The sequence below is a fragment of the Silvania hatchlandensis genome (genome assembly GCF_025564065.1).
GTDB classification, from domain to species: domain Bacteria; phylum Pseudomonadota; class Gammaproteobacteria; order Enterobacterales; family Enterobacteriaceae; genus Enterobacter; species Enterobacter hatchlandensis.
On sequence record NZ_JAMGZK010000052.1, the window covers coordinates 235,093 to 253,539 of the forward strand.

The 18,447-nt window shown below is 56.8% G+C and carries 19 protein-coding genes; 12 read left to right on the forward strand and 7 right to left on the reverse strand.

Going from position 1 to position 18,447, the window contains the following annotated elements; translation table 11 throughout:
• Window position 1: 1 nt before the first annotated feature.
• Window positions 2–430, reverse strand: coding sequence for a universal stress protein UspG (gene uspG / locus M8014_RS16740; protein ID WP_271283525.1), 429 nt, complete (start codon window positions 428–430; stop codon window positions 2–4).
• A 217-nt stretch (window positions 431–647) separates the two neighbouring features.
• On the opposite strand from uspG, the gene M8014_RS16745 reads away from it, so the two are divergent.
• A complete protein-coding gene (locus tag M8014_RS16745) occupies window positions 648–1,889 on the forward strand; it encodes a zinc-dependent alcohol dehydrogenase (protein WP_271283526.1) in 1,242 nt (413 codons plus the stop codon).
• A 62-nt stretch (window positions 1,890–1,951) separates the two neighbouring features.
• Here the strand turns inward: M8014_RS16745 and rnk are convergent, their stop codons facing one another.
• Window positions 1,952–2,362: a nucleoside diphosphate kinase regulator gene (gene rnk, locus M8014_RS16750; RefSeq protein WP_271283527.1), complete on the reverse strand. Its 411-nt coding sequence runs from the start codon at window positions 2,360–2,362 to the stop codon at window positions 1,952–1,954.
• A 287-nt stretch (window positions 2,363–2,649) separates the two neighbouring features.
• Here rnk and M8014_RS16755 point away from each other — a divergent pair, with 287 nt between their 5' ends.
• Window positions 2,650–3,480, forward strand: coding sequence for an alpha/beta fold hydrolase (locus tag M8014_RS16755; protein ID WP_271283528.1), 831 nt, complete (start codon window positions 2,650–2,652; stop codon window positions 3,478–3,480).
• A 102-nt stretch (window positions 3,481–3,582) separates the two neighbouring features.
• On the forward strand, window positions 3,583–4,200 hold the full coding sequence (locus M8014_RS16760) for a flavin reductase family protein (protein ID WP_271283529.1): 618 nt from the start codon (window positions 3,583–3,585) through the stop codon (window positions 4,198–4,200).
• Here M8014_RS16760 and rna read toward each other — a convergent pair.
• Together rna and dcuC are read right to left on the reverse strand one after the other, a co-directional pair.
• Complete coding sequence (rna, locus tag M8014_RS16765; RefSeq protein ID WP_271283530.1) at window positions 4,194–5,003, reverse strand: ribonuclease I; 810 nt, start codon at window positions 5,001–5,003, stop codon at window positions 4,194–4,196. The genes M8014_RS16760 and rna overlap by 7 nt on opposite strands.
• A gap of 88 nt (window positions 5,004–5,091) precedes the next feature.
• A complete protein-coding gene (gene dcuC / locus M8014_RS16770; RefSeq protein WP_271283531.1) occupies window positions 5,092–6,465 on the reverse strand; it encodes an anaerobic C4-dicarboxylate transporter DcuC in 1,374 nt (457 codons plus the stop codon).
• A 246-nt stretch (window positions 6,466–6,711) separates the two neighbouring features.
• Here dcuC and M8014_RS16775 point away from each other — a divergent pair, with 246 nt between their 5' ends.
• The 7 genes from M8014_RS16775 to cspE all read left to right on the forward strand — a co-directional run bounded on the left by M8014_RS16775 (window position 6,712) and on the right by cspE (window position 14,199).
• Complete coding sequence (locus tag M8014_RS16775) at window positions 6,712–7,113, forward strand: hypothetical protein (RefSeq protein WP_271283532.1); 402 nt, start codon at window positions 6,712–6,714, stop codon at window positions 7,111–7,113.
• Between the two features lie 54 nt (window positions 7,114–7,167).
• Window positions 7,168–7,482, forward strand: a complete 315-nt coding sequence (locus tag M8014_RS16780) for a copper-binding protein (RefSeq protein ID WP_271283533.1) — start codon at window positions 7,168–7,170, stop codon at window positions 7,480–7,482.
• A gap of 12 nt (window positions 7,483–7,494) precedes the next feature.
• Complete coding sequence (locus M8014_RS16785; protein ID WP_271283534.1) at window positions 7,495–8,748, forward strand: TolC family protein; 1,254 nt, start codon at window positions 7,495–7,497, stop codon at window positions 8,746–8,748.
• On the forward strand, window positions 8,745–9,947 hold the full coding sequence (locus M8014_RS16790; protein ID WP_271283535.1) for an efflux RND transporter periplasmic adaptor subunit: 1,203 nt from the start codon (window positions 8,745–8,747) through the stop codon (window positions 9,945–9,947). Before M8014_RS16785 ends, M8014_RS16790 begins: the two co-directional genes overlap by 4 nt.
• Window positions 9,944–13,060 carry an efflux RND transporter permease subunit gene (locus tag M8014_RS16795; RefSeq protein WP_271283536.1) on the forward strand — a complete coding sequence of 1,039 codons (3,117 nt, stop codon included), beginning with the start codon at window positions 9,944–9,946 and terminating at the stop codon, window positions 13,058–13,060. Before M8014_RS16790 ends, M8014_RS16795 begins: the two co-directional genes overlap by 4 nt.
• A 160-nt stretch (window positions 13,061–13,220) precedes the next feature.
• Complete coding sequence (pagP, locus tag M8014_RS16800) at window positions 13,221–13,799, forward strand: lipid IV(A) palmitoyltransferase PagP (protein WP_418939615.1); 579 nt, start codon at window positions 13,221–13,223, stop codon at window positions 13,797–13,799.
• A gap of 190 nt (window positions 13,800–13,989) precedes the next feature.
• Window positions 13,990–14,199, forward strand: coding sequence for a transcription antiterminator/RNA stability regulator CspE (gene cspE, locus M8014_RS16805; RefSeq protein WP_000034825.1), 210 nt, complete (start codon window positions 13,990–13,992; stop codon window positions 14,197–14,199).
• Between the two features lie 220 nt (window positions 14,200–14,419).
• Here the strand turns inward: cspE and crcB are convergent, their stop codons facing one another.
• Window positions 14,420–14,803, reverse strand: a complete 384-nt coding sequence (crcB, locus tag M8014_RS16810; protein ID WP_271283538.1) for a fluoride efflux transporter CrcB — start codon at window positions 14,801–14,803, stop codon at window positions 14,420–14,422.
• Between the two features lie 66 nt (window positions 14,804–14,869).
• Here crcB and M8014_RS16815 point away from each other — a divergent pair, with 66 nt between their 5' ends.
• Together M8014_RS16815 and tatE are read left to right on the forward strand one after the other, a co-directional pair.
• Window positions 14,870–15,658 carry a deaminated glutathione amidase gene (locus M8014_RS16815; RefSeq protein ID WP_271283539.1) on the forward strand — a complete coding sequence of 263 codons (789 nt, stop codon included), beginning with the start codon at window positions 14,870–14,872 and terminating at the stop codon, window positions 15,656–15,658.
• A 127-nt stretch (window positions 15,659–15,785) separates the two neighbouring features.
• Complete coding sequence (tatE, locus tag M8014_RS16820) at window positions 15,786–15,989, forward strand: twin-arginine translocase subunit TatE (protein WP_039031370.1); 204 nt, start codon at window positions 15,786–15,788, stop codon at window positions 15,987–15,989.
• Between the two features lie 85 nt (window positions 15,990–16,074).
• On the opposite strand, the gene lipA is transcribed toward tatE, so the two are convergent.
• Window positions 16,075–17,040 (reverse strand): lipoyl synthase, encoded by a 966-nt coding sequence (gene lipA, locus M8014_RS16825; RefSeq protein WP_271283540.1) that lies wholly within the window; start codon window positions 17,038–17,040, stop codon window positions 16,075–16,077.
• Between the two features lie 207 nt (window positions 17,041–17,247).
• Window positions 17,248–18,201, reverse strand: a complete 954-nt coding sequence (locus tag M8014_RS16830; protein WP_271283541.1) for a YbeF family transcriptional regulator — start codon at window positions 18,199–18,201, stop codon at window positions 17,248–17,250.
• Window positions 18,202–18,447 lie beyond the last annotated feature (246 nt).

The following is an 18,447-nucleotide window of genomic DNA, read 5'->3' on the forward strand; positions in this document are numbered from 1 at the left end:
TTTACCTCACCACCAGCACCGGAATATTGGCGTGGCGGACCACGCTTGAGGCATTCGATCCCAGCAGATGGGTGGAAATCGAAGGGTTACGTGAACCTATTACCACGATATCCGCGTGCATTTCGGTAGCCACCTCGTTTACCACATCGCGCACATGACCAAAACAGACATGGGTTTTAATCCGTGACGGGTCGATGCTGAAATGGCTGACCATCGACTGCAGCCGGGTCTGCGCTTCGTGCTGAATATGATCTTCGAAACGCCGCATATCGGCAGCAAAGCGGTGCAGACCAAAGCTGGCCGAGCCCGGTAGAACATGAATTAAATGAATGATGCCATCCTGCTGCGCCAGAAACTCCGCGTGGCGAATCGCCTTATCGCTGAGCTCCATCTCAAAAACATCCACCGGCATAATGATTGTCTGATACATACCCGTTTCTCCCTGTTTACTTTCACTAAATTCATTCAATCATAAAATATTATTTGTTTCTGATAGGTGGTTGGCAGTTTTTAAACTTGCGGTCTATCGTTCCCTGTTGACGCTCTCCAGGAATAATCTCAAAGCAGACGCTTTCCCCGGGTTATCGCCGCAGATGGCTACCCTTTTAAGGTTAACACGCGCTTTTTCACTGTTATCCGGAGGTCGCATGAAAGCATTGACGTATCACGGTCCACACAGCGTTCGCGTTGAAAACGTTCCCGATCCGATTATTGAGCACGCTGACGATATTATTCTGCGCATCACCGCCACCGCGATCTGCGGGTCGGATTTGCATCTCTATCGCGGCAAGATCCCGCAGGTAAAGCACGGCGATATTTTTGGTCATGAATTTATGGGTGAGGTGGTGGAGACCGGACGCGAGGTGAAAGATCTGCGTAAGGGCGACCGGGTAGTGATCCCCTTCGTCATTGCCTGTGGCGACTGCTTTTTCTGTCGCATGCATCAGTACGCCGCCTGCGAAACGACCAACAGCGGGCAGGGCGCGGCCCTGAATAAAAAACAGATCCCGGCCCCCGCCGCGCTGTTTGGCTACAGCCACCTGTACGGCGGCGTGCCCGGCGGTCAGGCGGAATATGTGCGGGTGCCTAAAGGCAACGTCGGGCCGTTTAAAGTGCCTCCGCTGCTGTCGGATGACAAAGCGCTGTTCCTGTCAGATATTCTGCCTACCGCCTGGCAGGCGGCCAAAAATGCGCAGATTGAAAAAGGCAGCAGCGTGGCGGTATTCGGTGCCGGACCGGTGGGATTGCTGACCATCGCCTGCGCGCGGCTGCTGGGTGCCGAGCAAATTTTTGTCGTCGACCATCACGACTACCGGCTGCGTTTCGCCGAGCAACGCTATGGCGCGATCCCTGTCAACTTTGACGTAGACGATGACGCGGCGGAAAAAATTATCGCCCAGACGGCAGGCCATCGCGGGGTGGATGCGGTGATCGATGCGGTCGGGTTCGAAGCGAAAGGCAGTACCACCGAAACGGTACTCACCACCCTGAAGCTGGAAGGTAGCAGCGGTAAAGCGTTGCGCCAGTGTATTGCCGCTGTGAGGCGCGGCGGGGTGGTCAGCGTGCCCGGCGTGTACGCTGGTTTTATCCACGGTTTTCTGTTTGGCGATGCCTTTGATAAAGGGCTGACGTTTAAAATGGGGCAGACGAACGTTCACGCCTGGCTTGGGGAGCTGCTGCCGCTGATTGAGCAAGGGCTGCTCACGCCGGAGGAGATTGTGACCCACTATCTGCCGTTTGAAGAGGCGGCCCGCGGGTATGAGATCTTCGAGAAGCGCCAGGAAGAGTGCCGGAAGATCATTCTGGTGCCGGGAGCGCACAGCCCGCAAGTGGCTAAAGAACGCGTAACGGGGCTGGTCAATGCGATGCCACCGGCTGCCACTCTCTGAAGGCAGAAAGAGGATGCAGATGCATCCTCTGGGCAAAGCGGGTTAACGCTTGTCAGATGGGATTAGCGCTGGTATTCCCCGGCGGCTTCAGGCTGAAAGATAAGCTCCAGCACCTCGAGATGGGTGGCGGTTCCACCCGGCAGCTCCCAGTGGATGGTGTCGCCGGTGCGCAGGCCAATCAACGCTGCCCCTACCGGTGCCAGCACCGAAAGCTGGGTCGCGCTGTCCGTCATCTGATTCGGATAGACCAGCGTGCGGGTGCGTTCCTCGCCGGTGGTCAAATCGCGAAATCGCACCTGGCTGTTCATGGTCACCACGTTATGCGGCATGTCCTGCGGGGCGCACATCTGCGCGCGATCCAGTTCGGCGTTCAGCGCTTCTGCAACCGGCAACGAGGCAAAGGCCGGTTGCTCCAGCAGGCGGTCGATACGTTCGGCATCGAGTTCGTTAATGATAATGGTGGGTCTGGACATTGTTTACTCCATGTCGTTTATGCTGCGACAACCGCAGAAGAGATGCCAAAAGAAAACCCTCGCTATCCGCTAGCGAGGGTTTAACTGCCTCTGATGATACTGACTCTGCGCCCGGGTTTGAAGTGATGGATGTCACATTCGCAGCGTGGATTTTTCCCGAAGGCGTGAACGGGTACTTTCGTATGAATTTTGTGCGAAAAACGTGATCGTTGGCCGATTTGAATTATCCTTTTTAAGCGCCTGTAGCAAGCGCCCACCTGCGGTTGTGTTCCGTTTTAGGAGATCTCATGAGCGATTACGACAAAGTTACCCTGAAAGACGGCAGCTATTTGCATTTCAAAGACTGGGGCAGCGGACAGCCGATTGTGTTCAGCCACGGCTGGCCACTCACGGCAGATGCCTTTGAAGATCAGATGTTATTTCTGGGGTCACAGGGTTTTCGCGTGATTGCGCATGACCGACGCGGGCACGGTCGTTCCGCCCAGACCTGGGACGGCAACAACATGGATCAGTACGCGGACGATCTGGCTGAGCTGACGGCGCACCTGAACCTGAAAGATGCCGTTCACGTCGGACACTCGACGGGCGGGGGCGAAGTGGCGCGCTACATCGGCCGTCACGGCACTGAGCGGGTAGCAAAAGCGGTGCTGATAAGCGCGGTGACGCCAATCATGATTAAGACCGATTTTAACCCGGACGGGGTGCCGAAAGCGGTGTTTGACGGTATCCGCGACGGCGTGGTGAAGGATCGTGGTGCCTTTTTCTACGAACTGAGCGCGGCGTTTTATGGCTATAACCGGTCGGGGGCCAGCGAATCCATCGCTGTGCGCGAAAGCTTTACCGTGCAAGGGCTGCAGGGATCAATCAAGGGGCTCTATGACTGCATCGCGGCCTTCTCAGAAACCGATCTGCGGGAAGACCTGCGCAAAATGACCCTCCCGACGCTGGTCATTCACGGCGACGACGATCAGATCGTGCCGTTCGAAACCTGCGGTAAGGTGGCGGTGACGCTCCTGCCAGACGGACAGCTGAAGGTGTATCCCGGCGCGCCGCATGGCATCTGCACAACCCATAAACAGCAAATTAACGAAGACCTGCTGCAGTTTATTCAGTCTTAATTTTCTACGGATTGCGTTACGCTGATCCTCCTGGGGCAGGGGGATGAGCGAAGCGTAATCCGTGCCTGCCGGTGTTAATCCGTTATTCTTCCCGAGAGCACTATGTACTTTTACCAACCTTCCCAGGGACACGGCCTGCCGCACGATCCCTTAAACGCCATTGTCGGGCCACGTCCCATCGGCTGGATTGCCTCATGTGACGCCGAAGGCCGCCCGAATCTGGCGCCTTACAGTTTTTTTAACTGCTTCAATTATCATCCGCCGATTATTGGCTTTGCCAGCACCGGCTGGAAAGACAGCGTGCGCAATATCGTTGAAACGGGCGAGTTTGTCTGGAACCTCACCACCCGTGAGCTGGCCAGCGCCATGAACGAAACCTCCGCCAGCCTGCCGCACGGTGAGGACGAATTTGTGCGCGCCGGTCTGAGCAAGGCCGAGAGCCGGGTCGTTAAGGTGCCACGCGTCGCGCAAAGTCCGGTTAACTTTGAATGCCGCCTGTCGCAATGCATTCAGCTGACGGCTGCCGGCGGAACGCCGATCGACACCTGGCTGGTGCTGGGGGAAGTGGTTGGCATCCACATTGACGAAAGCCTGCTGCAGGAGGGTATCTACCAGACGGCAAAAGCGCAGCCGGTGCTGCGTGCCGGTGGCCCGACGGCGTATTTTGCAGTGAGCGAGGATCAGCGGTTTGATCTGGTTCGCCCGGACGCCCGTCAGTAGCCGATTTTATCGATCACAAACTGTTTACCGCAGTTACCCGGATGCGGCTGCGGTGCAAAAGAGCCGGTCGCCAGCGGGACGTTGATGCTGGCGGCGGTGAGCGACATCTGGATTTCGGTAAGATACGCCGGGTTGCCGCTGCAGCTTAGCTTCACGGCTTTGACCGTTTGCGGGCCCCAGCTTCTGGCGACGGCGGCATCGAAGGCGCTGTGGGTGACGGTTTTGCCGTAGTTTTTCGCTAAAAACTGCCCCAGCGGGCTGGCTTTCACTTCCTGATTCATCCGCACCATGGTGCCAAAATAGGCATCCGGGTCGAAGCCGAAGCAGACGCCGTGTTTGGCATATTCGTAGCGCTCCAGGCAAGAATTCCCGCCCGCACCGGGCATCACCTCATTGAGTTTTGCCGCGCCCGTCAGCGACAGGCCGGTTTCTGCCGCATCACATTTCCGGCTTGCTTTCGCTTCCGGCATATTGGGGATCGGACGCGTCGCGCAGCCGAAGCGCATCCAGCGACGTTCATCAACGCCCCGTGCGGCTATGGATTTCGGTAAACCCGGCCACAGACCATGTACGGTCAGGATAGAGGTTTTGTCGGCGCGCTCTTTTTGCAGGCGGCACTCATCGGGGGCGTCGCGGTGGCGGTCATGCAGGCTCTGGCAAAAGCCTGACTGCCACGAGAGGGCCAACACGTAGCGGTCAAAATCCGCGTACTGCGTTGCCTGAAGCGGGTCGGCCTGCGCGGGGAGCGCACACAGCGCGACCGCGGTTGCGCTAACAGCGAAAACGAAATCTTTCCTGATCATGTGAAGTCCTGGTGGTTGAAAGCAGAGTCGTGCTGGAGCTTATTAAAGCACAAAAAGCGCCCGTAGGCGCTTTATGCGGGGAAGGGTGTTAACCGACGGCGGTGCCAGGCACCAGCACTTCGGTGGCGATAATTACGATCAGCAGCCCGACCAGCACCGGAACGGAGGTGCGTTTCACCACTTCAAAAGGTGAGATTTTTGCCATCCCGGCCACCGCGACCACAACGCCTGAAACAGGCGAAATGGTACGGCCCAGGTTGGAGGCCTGCAGCATCGGAATGGTCAGGTAAGCCGGGTTAATACCGGAGGAGTGCGCCAGTTTCGGGATCATCTCCACGAAGGCATAGAACGGTGCGTTACCGGAACCGGTGGTCATCGCCGCCAGCATGGTCAGGACCACCAGCACCAGCATCAGGATGATACTCGCCGAACCGAAAGAGGTGGCGATGGCGATCAGGCTCTGAATAAAGCCGATGGTGCTCAGCCCCTGGGCAAAGACACCGGCGGCTACCAGCAGCATCACCACGCCGGCGAAGGCATCCGCCATCCCGCGATAGGCCACTTCCAGCCCGCTGAATACGTTCTGGGTATTGAAGCTACGCACAAATTCCAGGATCGCCGCCAGCAGCATGCAGATCACCAGAATGGTGATGATGTGCAGTTCCGGGCCCCATTTGCCGTCGAAAATCAGTACCCCGATTATCGGTGTAAACGGCAGGATGGCGTAGAAGGAAGGTGCGGTGGTGGTGATTTCGCTGACGTCGAGTCTCTCGTGGGAGATGTTCTCTTTTTTATCGAGATAGCGTTGCCAGAAGAAGTGCGCCACGGCCATGCCGATAATAGCGGCGATGGAGATTGGCAAGGTGGTTTTGAAGGCGAAGTCGATCAGCGGCATCTCGGCCGCTTTGGCCGCCAGCACCACGTCACCGGAGGTCGGGGAGAGAATAATGGCCGCCGGGGAGGCACAAATGGCCGCCGCCGCGCCGCGGCTGATGCCCACGTTAACCATTACCGGGAACAGGGTCGCCATCAGCAACACGCCAAGGCCGGTTGCCGAGGAGACTGCCAGCGACATCAGGCAGGCAACGAAATAGGCGGCAATCATCAGCAGATAAGGGGAGTTGATGTAGCTCAGCGGCTTCGAGGCCAGCTTCACGACCATATCATTGGCGCCGATATGGGTCATGTAGGCGGCAAACCCGCAGAGCATCATGATCATCATCCCAAGATCGCCACCGCGGCTCATCAGCAGGATTTTGATGTACTCGACGATATCCGTGGCGGTGTAGCCCGTGCTGGTGGCGCTGGCTGGCAGTACCTTATGGCCCATCAGGGCGCTGATAATCAGTAACGCCAGACCGCCGACGAATAATACGCCGGTCGCGGAATAGCCTTTGATGATGTAGCGCGCGACGCCAACAATGACCACTACCCCAATGAGTAGCTCGATGAAGATTTGCATGAATTCCCCTGTCTCCCGACGCCCCAGAGCGCAAGGATAAATAAGCAATAAAATAAGGTGACAAAATGTGCCCAAATATTGCGCCAGCATTGCTGACTAAAATCAATAAATCTACTACTAAAGGGGCGTTCGCCAATAATTTACGCTTCTCGCGCGGGCTTAAAACGTAAATAACGTTAAATGACTTGAGCTGTAGAAATATCCCTGCTTATACTCGGGCCTCTTTTTGCCACCTTAGATGCCGCCATGTCCGCCAGCTGGATTTATCGCCTGCGCTTTTTGAAGAAACATCTGCTCACGCTGATGTTGGCCTTCGGCTGGCTGCTGATCCAGAGTCAGGTGGCGGTTGCCTCGCACGATTGCACAATCGATTTACGCGGTGAGACGGCCACGCTCCAGCATATGGAGATGATGACAATGCCGCAGCATCACGCTGCGCCGTCGTCTTCGGGCCTGTGTGAAAAGCACTGCGTCCCGGATCAGGTACAAAAAGATTCCGGTCATCCACAGCTGACGGCCCTTCCTGCCGCCATGACGGTAACCCTCAATGCCCCGGACTGCGTGGAACATACTGCGTCATCCCGGGTCGTCACCCCGCCTGCCGTGGGGCCACCGGCAACGATTCGCTATTGCCGGTTTCGGGAATAAAAACCTGTTAATTAGTTGATTTAATTCTAATTTACGTTTAACAGGAGCTTTATCATGCGTGCTTTACTCTTTTCCGCGCTGCTTGGCGCGTGCCTTTCCGTTTCTTTCCTTTCCGTTCAGGCGAACGCGAGTGTCTCTCCGACCGGCCAGCAGTGGCAGGGCCAGGGCGTTGTGCAGAAGATTGCCCCCCAGTCGGTGGTGATCCAGCATGAGGCTATCCCGGCGCTGAAATGGCCCGCCATGACCATGCCGTTTGCCTTATCCGCTGATGTCGATCTGCGCGCCATTAAACCGGGCGAGCAAGTGACATTCACGCTGGTGCGGGCGGGTGACGGCTTTCAGATAATCTCGCTCACGCCGCTGCGCTAAGGCGAGGATCCCATGAAAAAACAGACACTGAGCATGTGGCTCGGTGGGGTGATGCTCGGGCTTATCAGTGCCGCCGGGCAGGCCGCGCCGTGGACGCTAGAGCAAACCCTGACCGAAGCACAACGCTATTCAGCGGCCCTCTCCGCCAGCCGTAACGAGGCTCAGGCGCTGGATGCGATGGCGGATTCCGCCACCCAGTTACCCGATCCCAAACTGAAATTCGGCATCGAAAACGTGCCCGTTCAGGGCAGTAACGACCAGCGGCTGACCCGCGAAGGGATGACCATGCAGCGGGTCGGGATCATGCAGAGCTACGTCAGCCACGAAAAGCGGGAGCGTAAAGCCCAGACCCTGCAGGCGCAGGCCCGGGGCGTGCTGGCAAAAGGCGAGGCGGTGCGCGCGGGTCTTCAGCGTGACACCGCTCAGGCGTGGCTGGATCTGGCCCTGGCGCAGCAGGCGCTGAAAACCGCCACCCGGCTGGTTAACGAAACCGAGCGTCAGTTCCCTCTGCAAAAGGCCAGCGTTGGGGCGGGCAGTGCCACCCCGGACAGCGTCCTGACCCTGAGGATGGCGCTCAGCGCGATGCGGGACAAAGTCACGCTGGCGAAGCGGGATGTTCAGCTGGCGCAAAGCCAGCTGCTGCAGCTAACCGGCCAGGGGATTGACGACGTCGGCGGACCGCTGCCGCGCTATCAGCGGCTACCGGCCGAGGTCAGCCAGCTGGAAGAGGCCATTACGCGTCACCCGGAGGTTGAAGCCGCGCTGCGTGAAGCCGAAACGGCAAAAGCCCGCTCGGCGCAGTCGGCGGTGGCAGCCCTTCCCGACGTGGATGTGGAGGTTTTCTACGCTCATCGCGCCGAAGGGTATGACGATATGGCCGGGGTGATGTTCACGGTCGATCTGCCGCTGTTCCAGTCGCGACGCCAGGACAAAGACTATGCCGCAGATGTCTCCCGCTCTTTGCAGGCGGTAGACGAGCTCACGCTGATTAAGCGCGCGCATATCGCCCAGGTGCAGTCGCTGGTGGCGCAGTATCAGGCCGCGCAAGCCCTGTGGCAGCGTCAGCGCGACGAGATCCTGCCCCTGCAGCATCAACGTCTGGCGTTGCTGACGGCGCAATACCGCGCCGGTCAGTCCGAGCTGCCCGCGCTGCTTGAGGCCCGGCGCAGCGTGCTCGACAGTGAACTGGCGGTCAATCAGGCCGAGCGCGAGATGGCGCGAACCTGGGCGGCGATCCAATGGTTAATCCCGCAGGAGTTAGCATGAAGATTAAAACAGGCTTTGCCGTACTGCTGGCGCTGATGCTGGTAGCAGGAGGCTATTACGCGGGACTGCGCCAGTCATCCCACGTCGTCGCAGCACCCGCACCCGCCGAGCGAAAAGTGCTTTACTGGTACGACCCAATGGTACCGGGTCAGCGCTTCGATAAACCGGGGCGCTCGCCGTTTATGGAGATGGATCTGGTCCCGCGCTATGCCGATGAAGTCGATGAGACGCCAGGGGTGGGGATCAGCGCCGCCCAGCAGCAAAATCTGGGCATGAAAACCGTGCAGGTGCAGAGGCGCCAGCTGGAATCCCCGTTCCGGGCGTTTGCCACCATCGCCCCGGATGAACGCAGCATCACGGTGATCGCCGCCCCCGCAGCCGGAGTGGTAGCAAAACTGTACGTCCGTGCGCCGCTCCAGCAGGTTAAAGCCGGTGAGCCGCTGGCCCAGCTGTGGATCCCCCAGTGGACCCAGGCTCAGCAGGAGTATCTGGCGGTGCGCGCGCTGGGTGATGCGGCGTTAACCCGCGCGGCCCGGGAACGGCTGCAGCTGCAGTTTATGCCCGAGGAGGTGATCCGCGCCCTGGATCGCAGCGGGAAGCCCCAGACCTCGTTGACGCTCAGATCGCAGCATGCAGGCTACGTCGCAAAACTGGACGTGCGTGAAGGGGCGCAGGTGGCGGCGATGACCTCGCTGTTTGAAATGGCGCGTCTCGACCCGGTCTGGTTGGTGATTGATTATCCCCAGTCGCAGGCGCAGGCCCTGAGCGTGGGCAGCGAGCTGATCGCGACGTCTGAGAGCTGGCCGGGTGAGCGTTTTCCGGGGCGGGTCAGCGAAGTGTTGCCGCAGATGGACACCGCCACCCGTACGCTGAAAGCCCGTATCCTGGTGGATAACCCGCAGCACAAGCTGAAACCCGGCATGTTCCTGAGCGTCTCCCGGGCGCAATCCCTGTTGAGCGCACCGGTGCTGGCGGTACCGGAAGAGGCGGTTATCGATACCGGAAGCGCAAAACGTCTGCTGCTTGCCAGCGGTAACGGCTATTTTCAGCCGGTGGTGGTGGAGACCGGGCTTACCGCCCAGGGCTGGACCGAGATCCGTTCTGGCATGAAGGAGGGGGATAGCGTGGTGAGCTCCGGGCAGTTCCTGATTGACTCTGAAGCCAGCCTGCGCAGCGCGCTGCCGGAGGTGGCGAAATGATCGCGGCGGTAATCAGAGCCTCACTGCGTAACCGGCTGCTGGTGATCCTTGCAGCCCTGATGATGGCGGGCTGGGGGATCTGGGCGGTGCAACGCGCCCCGCTGGATGCCCTGCCGGATCTCTCTGACGTGCAGGTAATTGTGCGCGCCAGCTTCCCGGGCAAAGCGCCGCAGGTGATTGAGGATCAGGTCACCTGGCCGCTGACGACGTCGATGCTCTCGGTGCCTGGGGCGAAAACCGTGCGCGGTTTTTCGATGTTTGGCGATGCTTACGTCTACGTGCTGTTTGAGGACGGCACCGACCTGTACTGGGCACGCTCGCGGGTGCTGGAATACCTGAGCCAGGTGCAGTCCCAGCTTCCGGCGGGGGTGAACGTCTCGCTGGGCCCCGATGCCACCGGGGTGGGTTGGATCTACGAATATGCCCTTGTCGATCGCAGCGGCAAGCATAGCCTGGCTGATTTACGTGCGCTGCAGGACTGGACCCTGAAGTTCGAGCTGAAAAGCGTGGCCAATGTCTCGGAAGTGGCCAGTATCGGCGGCATGGTGCGCCAGTATCAGGTAATTGCCGATCCGGCAAAAATGCGGGCCCTGAACATCACCCACGGGCAGATCGTCGCAGCCCTGCAGGCGGCCAATAAGGAGGGCGGCGGGGCGCTGTTGGAGAGGGGCGAGGCGGAGTTCATGGTGCGCACCACGGGCTATTTGCGCTCGCTGGAGGATTTTCGCAACGTGGTGATCGAAAGCCGTGAAGGCGTGCCGGTGCTGCTCGGCGATGTGGCGAGCGTCGGCTACGGCCCGGAGATACGCCGCGGCGTGGCCGAGCTGAATGGCGAGGGCGAAGTGGCCGGTGGCGTGGTGGTGATGCGCTACGGCCAGAATGCGCTCCAGACGCTGCATGCGGTCAAAGCGAAGCTAAGCGAGCTGCAAAAAACCTTGCCGCAAGGGGTGGAGATTGTGCCGGTGTACGACCGCTCTGCGCTGATTGAGGACTCCGTCAAAACTCTGACCCACAAGCTGCTGGAGGAGTTCGTGGTTGTGGTGGTGGTCTGCGTCCTGTTCCTGTTCCACTTCCGTTCGGCGCTGGTGGCGGTGGTTTCGCTGCCGTTGGGCATCCTGGGCGCGTTTGTGGTCATGCACTATCAGGGGATCAACGCCAATATCATGTCGCTGGGGGGAATTGCCATCGCCATTGGGGCGATGGTCGATGCGGCGATTGTGATGATCGAGAACATGCACAAGGTGCTGGAACAGTGGCGTCACGATAACCCCGGTCAGGAGCCGAACTCGGGTGACTACTGGCGTCTGGCGGAGCGTGCGGCTGTCGAGGTGGGACCGGCGCTATTCTGCAGCCTGCTGATCATCACCCTGTCGTTTATTCCGGTATTTTCACTCGAGGCGCAGGAAGGGCGAATGTTTGCCCCGCTGGCGTTCACCAAAACCTGGGCGATGGCGGTGGCGGCAGGGCTGGGCATCACCCTGGTGCCGGTGCTGATGGGCTATTTCATTCGTGGACGTATTCCAGATGAAAAAGCGAACCCGATCAACCGGGTGCTGATCCGCCTGTACGAGCCGCTGCTGGACAGGGTGCTGCGCTTTCCGAAAGCGACGCTGACGTGGGCGGGCGTGTTGCTGCTGGCGACGCTCTGGCCGCTGAGTCAGCTGGGGAGCGAATTTATGCCGCCGCTCAACGAAGGTGACCTGCTGTATATGCCATCAACCCTGCCGGGGATCTCCGCCCGGGAAGCGGCCCGCCTGCTGCAGCAGACCGACAGGCTGATTAAAAGCGTGCCGGAGGTGGCGACGGTGTTTGGTAAGGCCGGGCGCGCGGAGACGGCTACCGATCCCGCGCCGCTCACGATGCTGGAAACGACCATTCACTTTAAGCCCAGGGAACAGTGGCGAGCCGGAATGACGCCGGAGAAGTTAGTTGAGGAGCTGGATCGTACCGTCTCGGTGCCGGGGATTGCCAACGTCTGGGTACCGCCGGTGCGTAACCGGCTCGACATGCTGGCGACCGGAATAAAGAGTCCGGTGGGGATCAAGGTGAACGGCAGCAATCTTGCCGACATCGAGCGCATTGCCCAGCAGATTGAGCTGGTGGTGAAGCAGGTGCCGGGCGTCACTTCGGCTCTGGCGGAGCGGCTGGCGGGCGGGCGCTATGTGGATATCCGCATCGATCGCCAGAAGGCCGCGCGTTACGGCGTCTCGGTGGATGAACTGCAAAGCCTGGTAGCGACGCTGGTGGGTGGGGATAACGTGGGAGAGGTGATCCTCGGACGCGAGCGCTATCCCATCAATCTGCGCTATCCACGCGACAGCCGGGACAGCGTCGATAAGCTGCGGGCACTGCCGATGGTGGCGGCCAATGGCAGTCAGATTGCGCTCGGGGAGCTGGCGGATATTGTTGTGACCGAGGGGCCGCCGATGCTGAAAAGTGAAAATGCGCGCCTCTCGAACTGGATATACGTCGATCTGCGGGGCCGGGATCTGAAGTCAGCCGTGGAAGAGATGCAGCAGCGCGTAGCGGAGCAGGTGACGCTGCCGCAGGGGATCACGCTTGCCTGGTCCGGGCAGTTTGAATATCTTGAGCGGGCTACGGCGAAGCTGAAAATAGTTCTGCCAATCACCTTGATGATTATTTTTGTGCTGCTGTGGCTAACCTTCAAACGTATTTCAGATGTGCTTATGATTATGGGGACATTGCCTTTTTCTCTGATTGGTGGTGTCTGGCTGTTATGGCTGCTGGATTATAATCTATCGGTGGCGGGAGCCGTTGGATTTATTGCCCTTGCCGGCGTCTCGGCGGAGTTCGGCGTTATTATGGTATTGTATCTCAATCAGGCGCTGGATAAATATCATACCCGCGATCTCCACGGTGGAAACGCGCAGCTGATGCGTGCGATTCATGAAGGCGCGGTCCTGCGCGTGCGCCCTAAAGTGATGACCGTCGCCACCATCATGGCAGGGCTGTTACCCGTGATGTGGGGCGGCGGCAGCGGTGCAGAGGTGATGCAGCGCATCGCTGCCCCGATGATCGGTGGGATGGTCAGTGCGCCGTTGTTATCAATGCTGGTTATTCCTGCGCTCTATAAGCTATTGCATCAGCGTTAATTTTTCACTTATGCGCTGTCAATATTGGCGGCGCATTCTTACTCCCCCAGGAGTATTCTGATTAATTACGCTTAATAATTCAGATTTCAACCAATGGTGTTGCGATGTCATTCAACTATTCTATGCCGGTATAGGTACCGTATATAAAAGTGGTAATGGTATTGTGACAATAATTAATAAATATTTACTGATTTTTACTTTTATTTTAGGGCCGGTGACTTTTCCGGCCCATGCTATTGCCGATAAAGTAAAGCCCTTTAGAGACTGGGTAAAAACCGTCGGTAATAATGCGAAAACGACCTGGGAACAGCCCCAGCATTACGATCTGTATGTGCCGGCGATCACCTGGCATGCCCGCTTTGCCTACGATAAAGAGAAAACCGATCGCTACAACGAGCGTCCGTGGGGCGCGGGATTTGGCCAGTCGCGCTGGGATGAAAAGGGCAACTGGCATGGCCTGTACGTCATGGCATTCAAAGACTCGTACAACAAGTGGGAGCCGATTGGCGGCTACGGTTGGGAAAAAACCTGGCGTCCACTCGCCGATGAGAATTTCCATCTGGGTGCCGGATTTACCGCGGCCGTGACGGCGCGTGATAACTGGAATTACATCCCTGTACCGCTGGTGTTGCCTCTGGCCTCCGTGGGATATGGTCCGGCAACCTTCCAGATGACTTACATACCGGGAACCTATAACAACGGTAACGTCTTCTTTGCCTGGATGCGCTTTCAGTTTTAACTGAAAAAACTTTACGTATTGGTGATTTAATAGCCACACTTTGAATAGTAAAGAATAAAAATTGCCCTCCGAAAATTAACGCGACTTTTGTCACTTTTCTTCAAAAAGGCGCTGGACAAAACCGCTCACAATTGTTGTACTGATACCCGACACAGCATTTGTGTCCATTTTTCATGTAAAGGTAATTTTGATGTCTAAGATTAAAGGTAACGTTAAGTGGTTTAATGAATCCAAAGGATTCGGTTTCATTACTCCGGAAGATGGCAGCAAAGATGTGTTCGTACACTTCTCTGCAATCCAGACTAATGGTTTCAAAACCCTGGCTGAAGGCCAGCGCGTTGAGTTCGAAATCACTAACGGTGCCAAAGGCCCTTCTGCTGCTAACGTCATCGCTCTGTAATTCAGACGAGACCAGCAAGAATTCAAAACCCGCTCAATGAGCGGGTTTTTTTCGTTCTGCATCAGCCGAACATATAAATTTTCACAAAGCTGGCGACGATTAATACACTTAACACCACCATTCCTGCGCTGACCATATTCTCTTTCATTACGTCACCCTTTCGTTATATTGCCTCAAGGGTGCCAGAGAAAAATTAAGCTAACATTAACGCCCGCCTGTTTTAGTGAGCATTAACCGCAGAAATTAACCAAAATGCGAGCGCGGTCATCATCAGTGACCCCAGCAGGTTGACCGCGATATTGAGCAACGCCCACGCAGCGCGTCCATCCTGCAGCAGAAACACCACTTCGGCCGAGAAGGTGGAAAATGTGGTCAGGCCCCCGCAAAAACCAGTGGTGATCAGCAGCTTCCACACTGGGTCGATGTGGGTCATTCTGTTAAACCATGCCAGACCCAGGCCAATGATAAAGGCACCGATAAGGTTGGCCGTCAGCGTGCCGACAGGGATCATGTGATGCATGGTGTTGAAGCGGATGCTCAACAGCCAGCGTGCGACACTTCCTGTGCCCCCGCCGATAAAAACGGCTAAAAGTAGTTGAAACACGAACAGTACCTGCTGTTTGATGTATAAGAGCAATCAGTGTAACGCCGTTTGAGGCAGGGTGAAAATATGTACGTGGCGGTTGGACAATTTGCGGTATCAGCGGACTGGCAAAACAATGCCGAAACCTGCGTCTCGCTGATGAATCAGGCACATCAGCAGGGCGCATCGCTGCTGGTGCTGCCCGAAGCGCTACTGGCGCGGGATGATAACGATCCTGATCTGTCGGTGAAATCGGCGCAGCTGCTTGACGGCGGTTTTTTAACCAGGCTTCTGGAAGAGAGTGCGTGTAATAATCTGACGACCGTGTTGACCGTGCATGTCCCGTCAACCGCTGGCCGGGCGATCAACACTCTGGTGGTACTGCGTGCCGGGAACATCGTTGAGCAGTATGCCAAGCTACATCTTTACGATGCGTTCAGTATTCAGGAATCCAGGCTGGTGGATGCGGGGAAGATAGTCCCGCCGCTGATTGAGATCGACGGGATCCACCTGGGGTTAATGACCTGCTACGATTTACGCTTCCCGGAAATGGCCTTGAATCTGGCGCTGGCCGGTGCTGAGGTGCTGGTGCTGCCCGCAGCCTGGGTCAGGGGGCCGCTAAAGGAACATCACTGGGCCACGCTGCTGGCCGCCCGCGCGTTGGATACCACCTGTTATATGGTGGCGGCCGGGGAGTGCGGTAACAAAAATATAGGCCAGAGCCGTATTATCGACCCGATGGGGGTGACGGTCGCGGCTGCGGCAGAAGCGCCCGCGCTGTTGATTGCGGAGATAAGCCCGGCACGCATCGCGCTTGCGCGCCAGCAATTACCGGTGCTGCGCAACCGACGCTTTGCACCACCGCAATTACAATGACGTTTTTTAAACAGGGCTTGATTCACCTTGTTACAGATTGCTATTGTGTGCGGGCGTCAAATGACCGTTAATACTCTCGGGTTTTTACGGCACGAAACGCAGCCTGTTTTAAGTCAAGAAGGTATCTATGGGTGAGATTAGTATTACCAAACTGCTGGTAGTGGCCGCGCTGGTCGTTCTGCTGTTTGGTACCAAAAAGTTACGTACGCTGGGCGGAGACCTGGGTGCAGCCATTAAAGGCTTTAAAAAAGCGATGAATGACGACGATGCAACGGCGAAGAAAACGGCCGATGCTGATATTGCCGCCGAAAAACTCTCTCACAAAGAGTAACGGCAACGCTTCACGGCGTGTAGCATAAAAAAAACCGGCTCTGGCCGGTTTTTTTATGGGTGAACTGTAAGCGTATGTGACTGGCTTACTTCACCTCTTCGCCTTTCGCCTGCATATCGGCGTGGTAAGACGAACGCACGAACGGGCCGCAGGCAGCATGGGTAAAGCCCATCGCCATCGCTTCGGCTTTCATTTCGTCAAACTCTTCCGGGCTCACATAACGCTGCACCGGCAGGTGGTGACGGCTCGGCTGGAGATACTGGCCCAGCGTTAGCATGGTCACGCCGTGGCGACGCAGGTCGCGCATCACTTCAACGATCTCTGCGTTGGTTTCACCCAGACCCACCATCAGACCTGACTTGGTTGGGATCTCCGGGTGCGTTTCTTTAAAACGCTCCAGCAGCTTAAGGGACCAGTTGTAGTCAGCGCCCGGACGAACCTGGCGATACAGGCGCGGAACGTTTTCCAGGTTGTGGTTGAACACGTCTGGCGGCGTGGCGTTGAGAATATCCAGCGCACGGTCCATACGGCCACGGAAGTCAGGCACCAGCGTTTCGATTTTGATGCTCGGGCTTTTTTCACGAATGGCGCTGATACATTCAGCAAAGTGCTGGGCACCGCCGTCGCGCAGATCGTCGCGGTCAACGGAGGTGATCACTACGTAGCGCAGGGCCATGTCGGCGATCGTCTGTGCCAGCTTCTGCGGTTCATTCACATCAGGGGTCACAGGACGACCATGGGCAACGTCACAGAACGGGCAGCGGCGGGTACAAATGGCGCCAAGGATCATGAACGTTGCGGTACCGTGGTTAAAACATTCAGCAAGGTTAGGGCAGGAGGCTTCTTCACAAACGGAGTGAAGGCCGTTTTTGCGCATCGCCGCTTTGATTCCCTGAATACGCGAAGAGTCCGCCGGAAGTTTGATTTTCATCCATGCCGGTTTTCTTAACAGCGCTTCGCGCTCCGTAGCCACGTTTTTAACCGGGATTAGGGCCATTTTATCGGCGTCGCGGTATTTAACACCGCGTTCCATCACAATGGGTTTACTCATAGCGTGCGTGTTCCAGTTGCGAATATCGAAGGAAAGCGTTTCAATTCAAAGGAGTGTTGTATTTATCAACTATATTTGAATGAACGACAGGCAGTATATCATTGAAACGGCCGATAAAGCAGCCTGCCGGGTCGCCAAATTGTAAAATAGTTGTTGTTTAGTGCCTTTCGGCCTGCGTAGCGCAGGCTCACAGGGTGTGGGGGCGCATCAGAACGCCTCGCTGATGACATTAATGACGTTTTCGAGAACCGGATCGCGCAGGCTCAGTTTGTTGTAATACAGCGAAATATCGACGGTTTCTTCATTCAACGGCGTGAAGGGGATCTGTTCCAGCGGCCAGCACTGGCGCAGCAGGTTGAACAGGCGCGCCGGGATGATGCCAATCAGATCGCTGCTGCCGATCAGGGCGGCAATCGTAAACATATTGTAACTGCTGAAGGTGACCTGACGCTCCGGAAAAATGTCGTTAACCCGCAGGCGCAATGCGTTCATGTTCTGTCCTTCCAGCACCAGCAGGGTCTGCTCGTACTCTTGCAGATTTTCCACTGTCGCCGTCTTGCTCAGGACGGGATGCTGCTTACGGCACACCAGCAGGAGCCGATCGGTAAACAGAACGTTGTGGCTTAACGCGCGCGTGTTTAGGGTATTGCTGTCCACGATCAGGTCGGTCTGGAACTGACCCAGCTGCGTTTCGCCATCGCCAATAGCAATGTTGCGCAGCAACAGCTGCGGTGCCTCACGCTTTACCGCCTGGTAAATAATCGGCATCACCAGTGCGCCGATAGAAGGGGTGGTGCCGATGGTGATAGTGCGCTGCTTATCATAACTGCCAGTAAGATCCAGTGCGCCAAGAATAGACTCCAGCCCCTGGCTGATATATTCGTGCAGGTGAGTGGCATAGGCGGTAGGGGTGACGCCCTGACCTTTACGGATAAACAGTGGATCGGGGAATATTGCGCGCAGTTTTTGAATCGACTGGCTTATTGCTGACGGCGTGAGATTAAGAATTTTCGCAGCGTTAACGATACCTTTGTGAACATAGACGGCCTCAAAAATGGTCAATAAATTGAGGTCAATATTGCGTAAAGTCCGAAATATTTGTGGTTTGGCCTCACCGCCTGGCTCACTCAACCGTTTCTCAGGAAATTCTTTAGGATCCACGCTGATACTCCATGTTTATACACAATGTTTATATTAGTCGAAATCAAATATTGTGCTTATTGTTATATTTGTACTGTTATCCATAAATTACTAACCTGACACAATGATTTTGCCGTATGGCTTTTGTGCAGCCAAGTCTCCACAGATGGCGAGAAATGCCAGGATGTGACGCTTTTATGCGAAAAGTAAGGGGTTTGAAAATATAGAAAGCGGGGATTATTGTAAAGTATAAATACCGTGAAATAA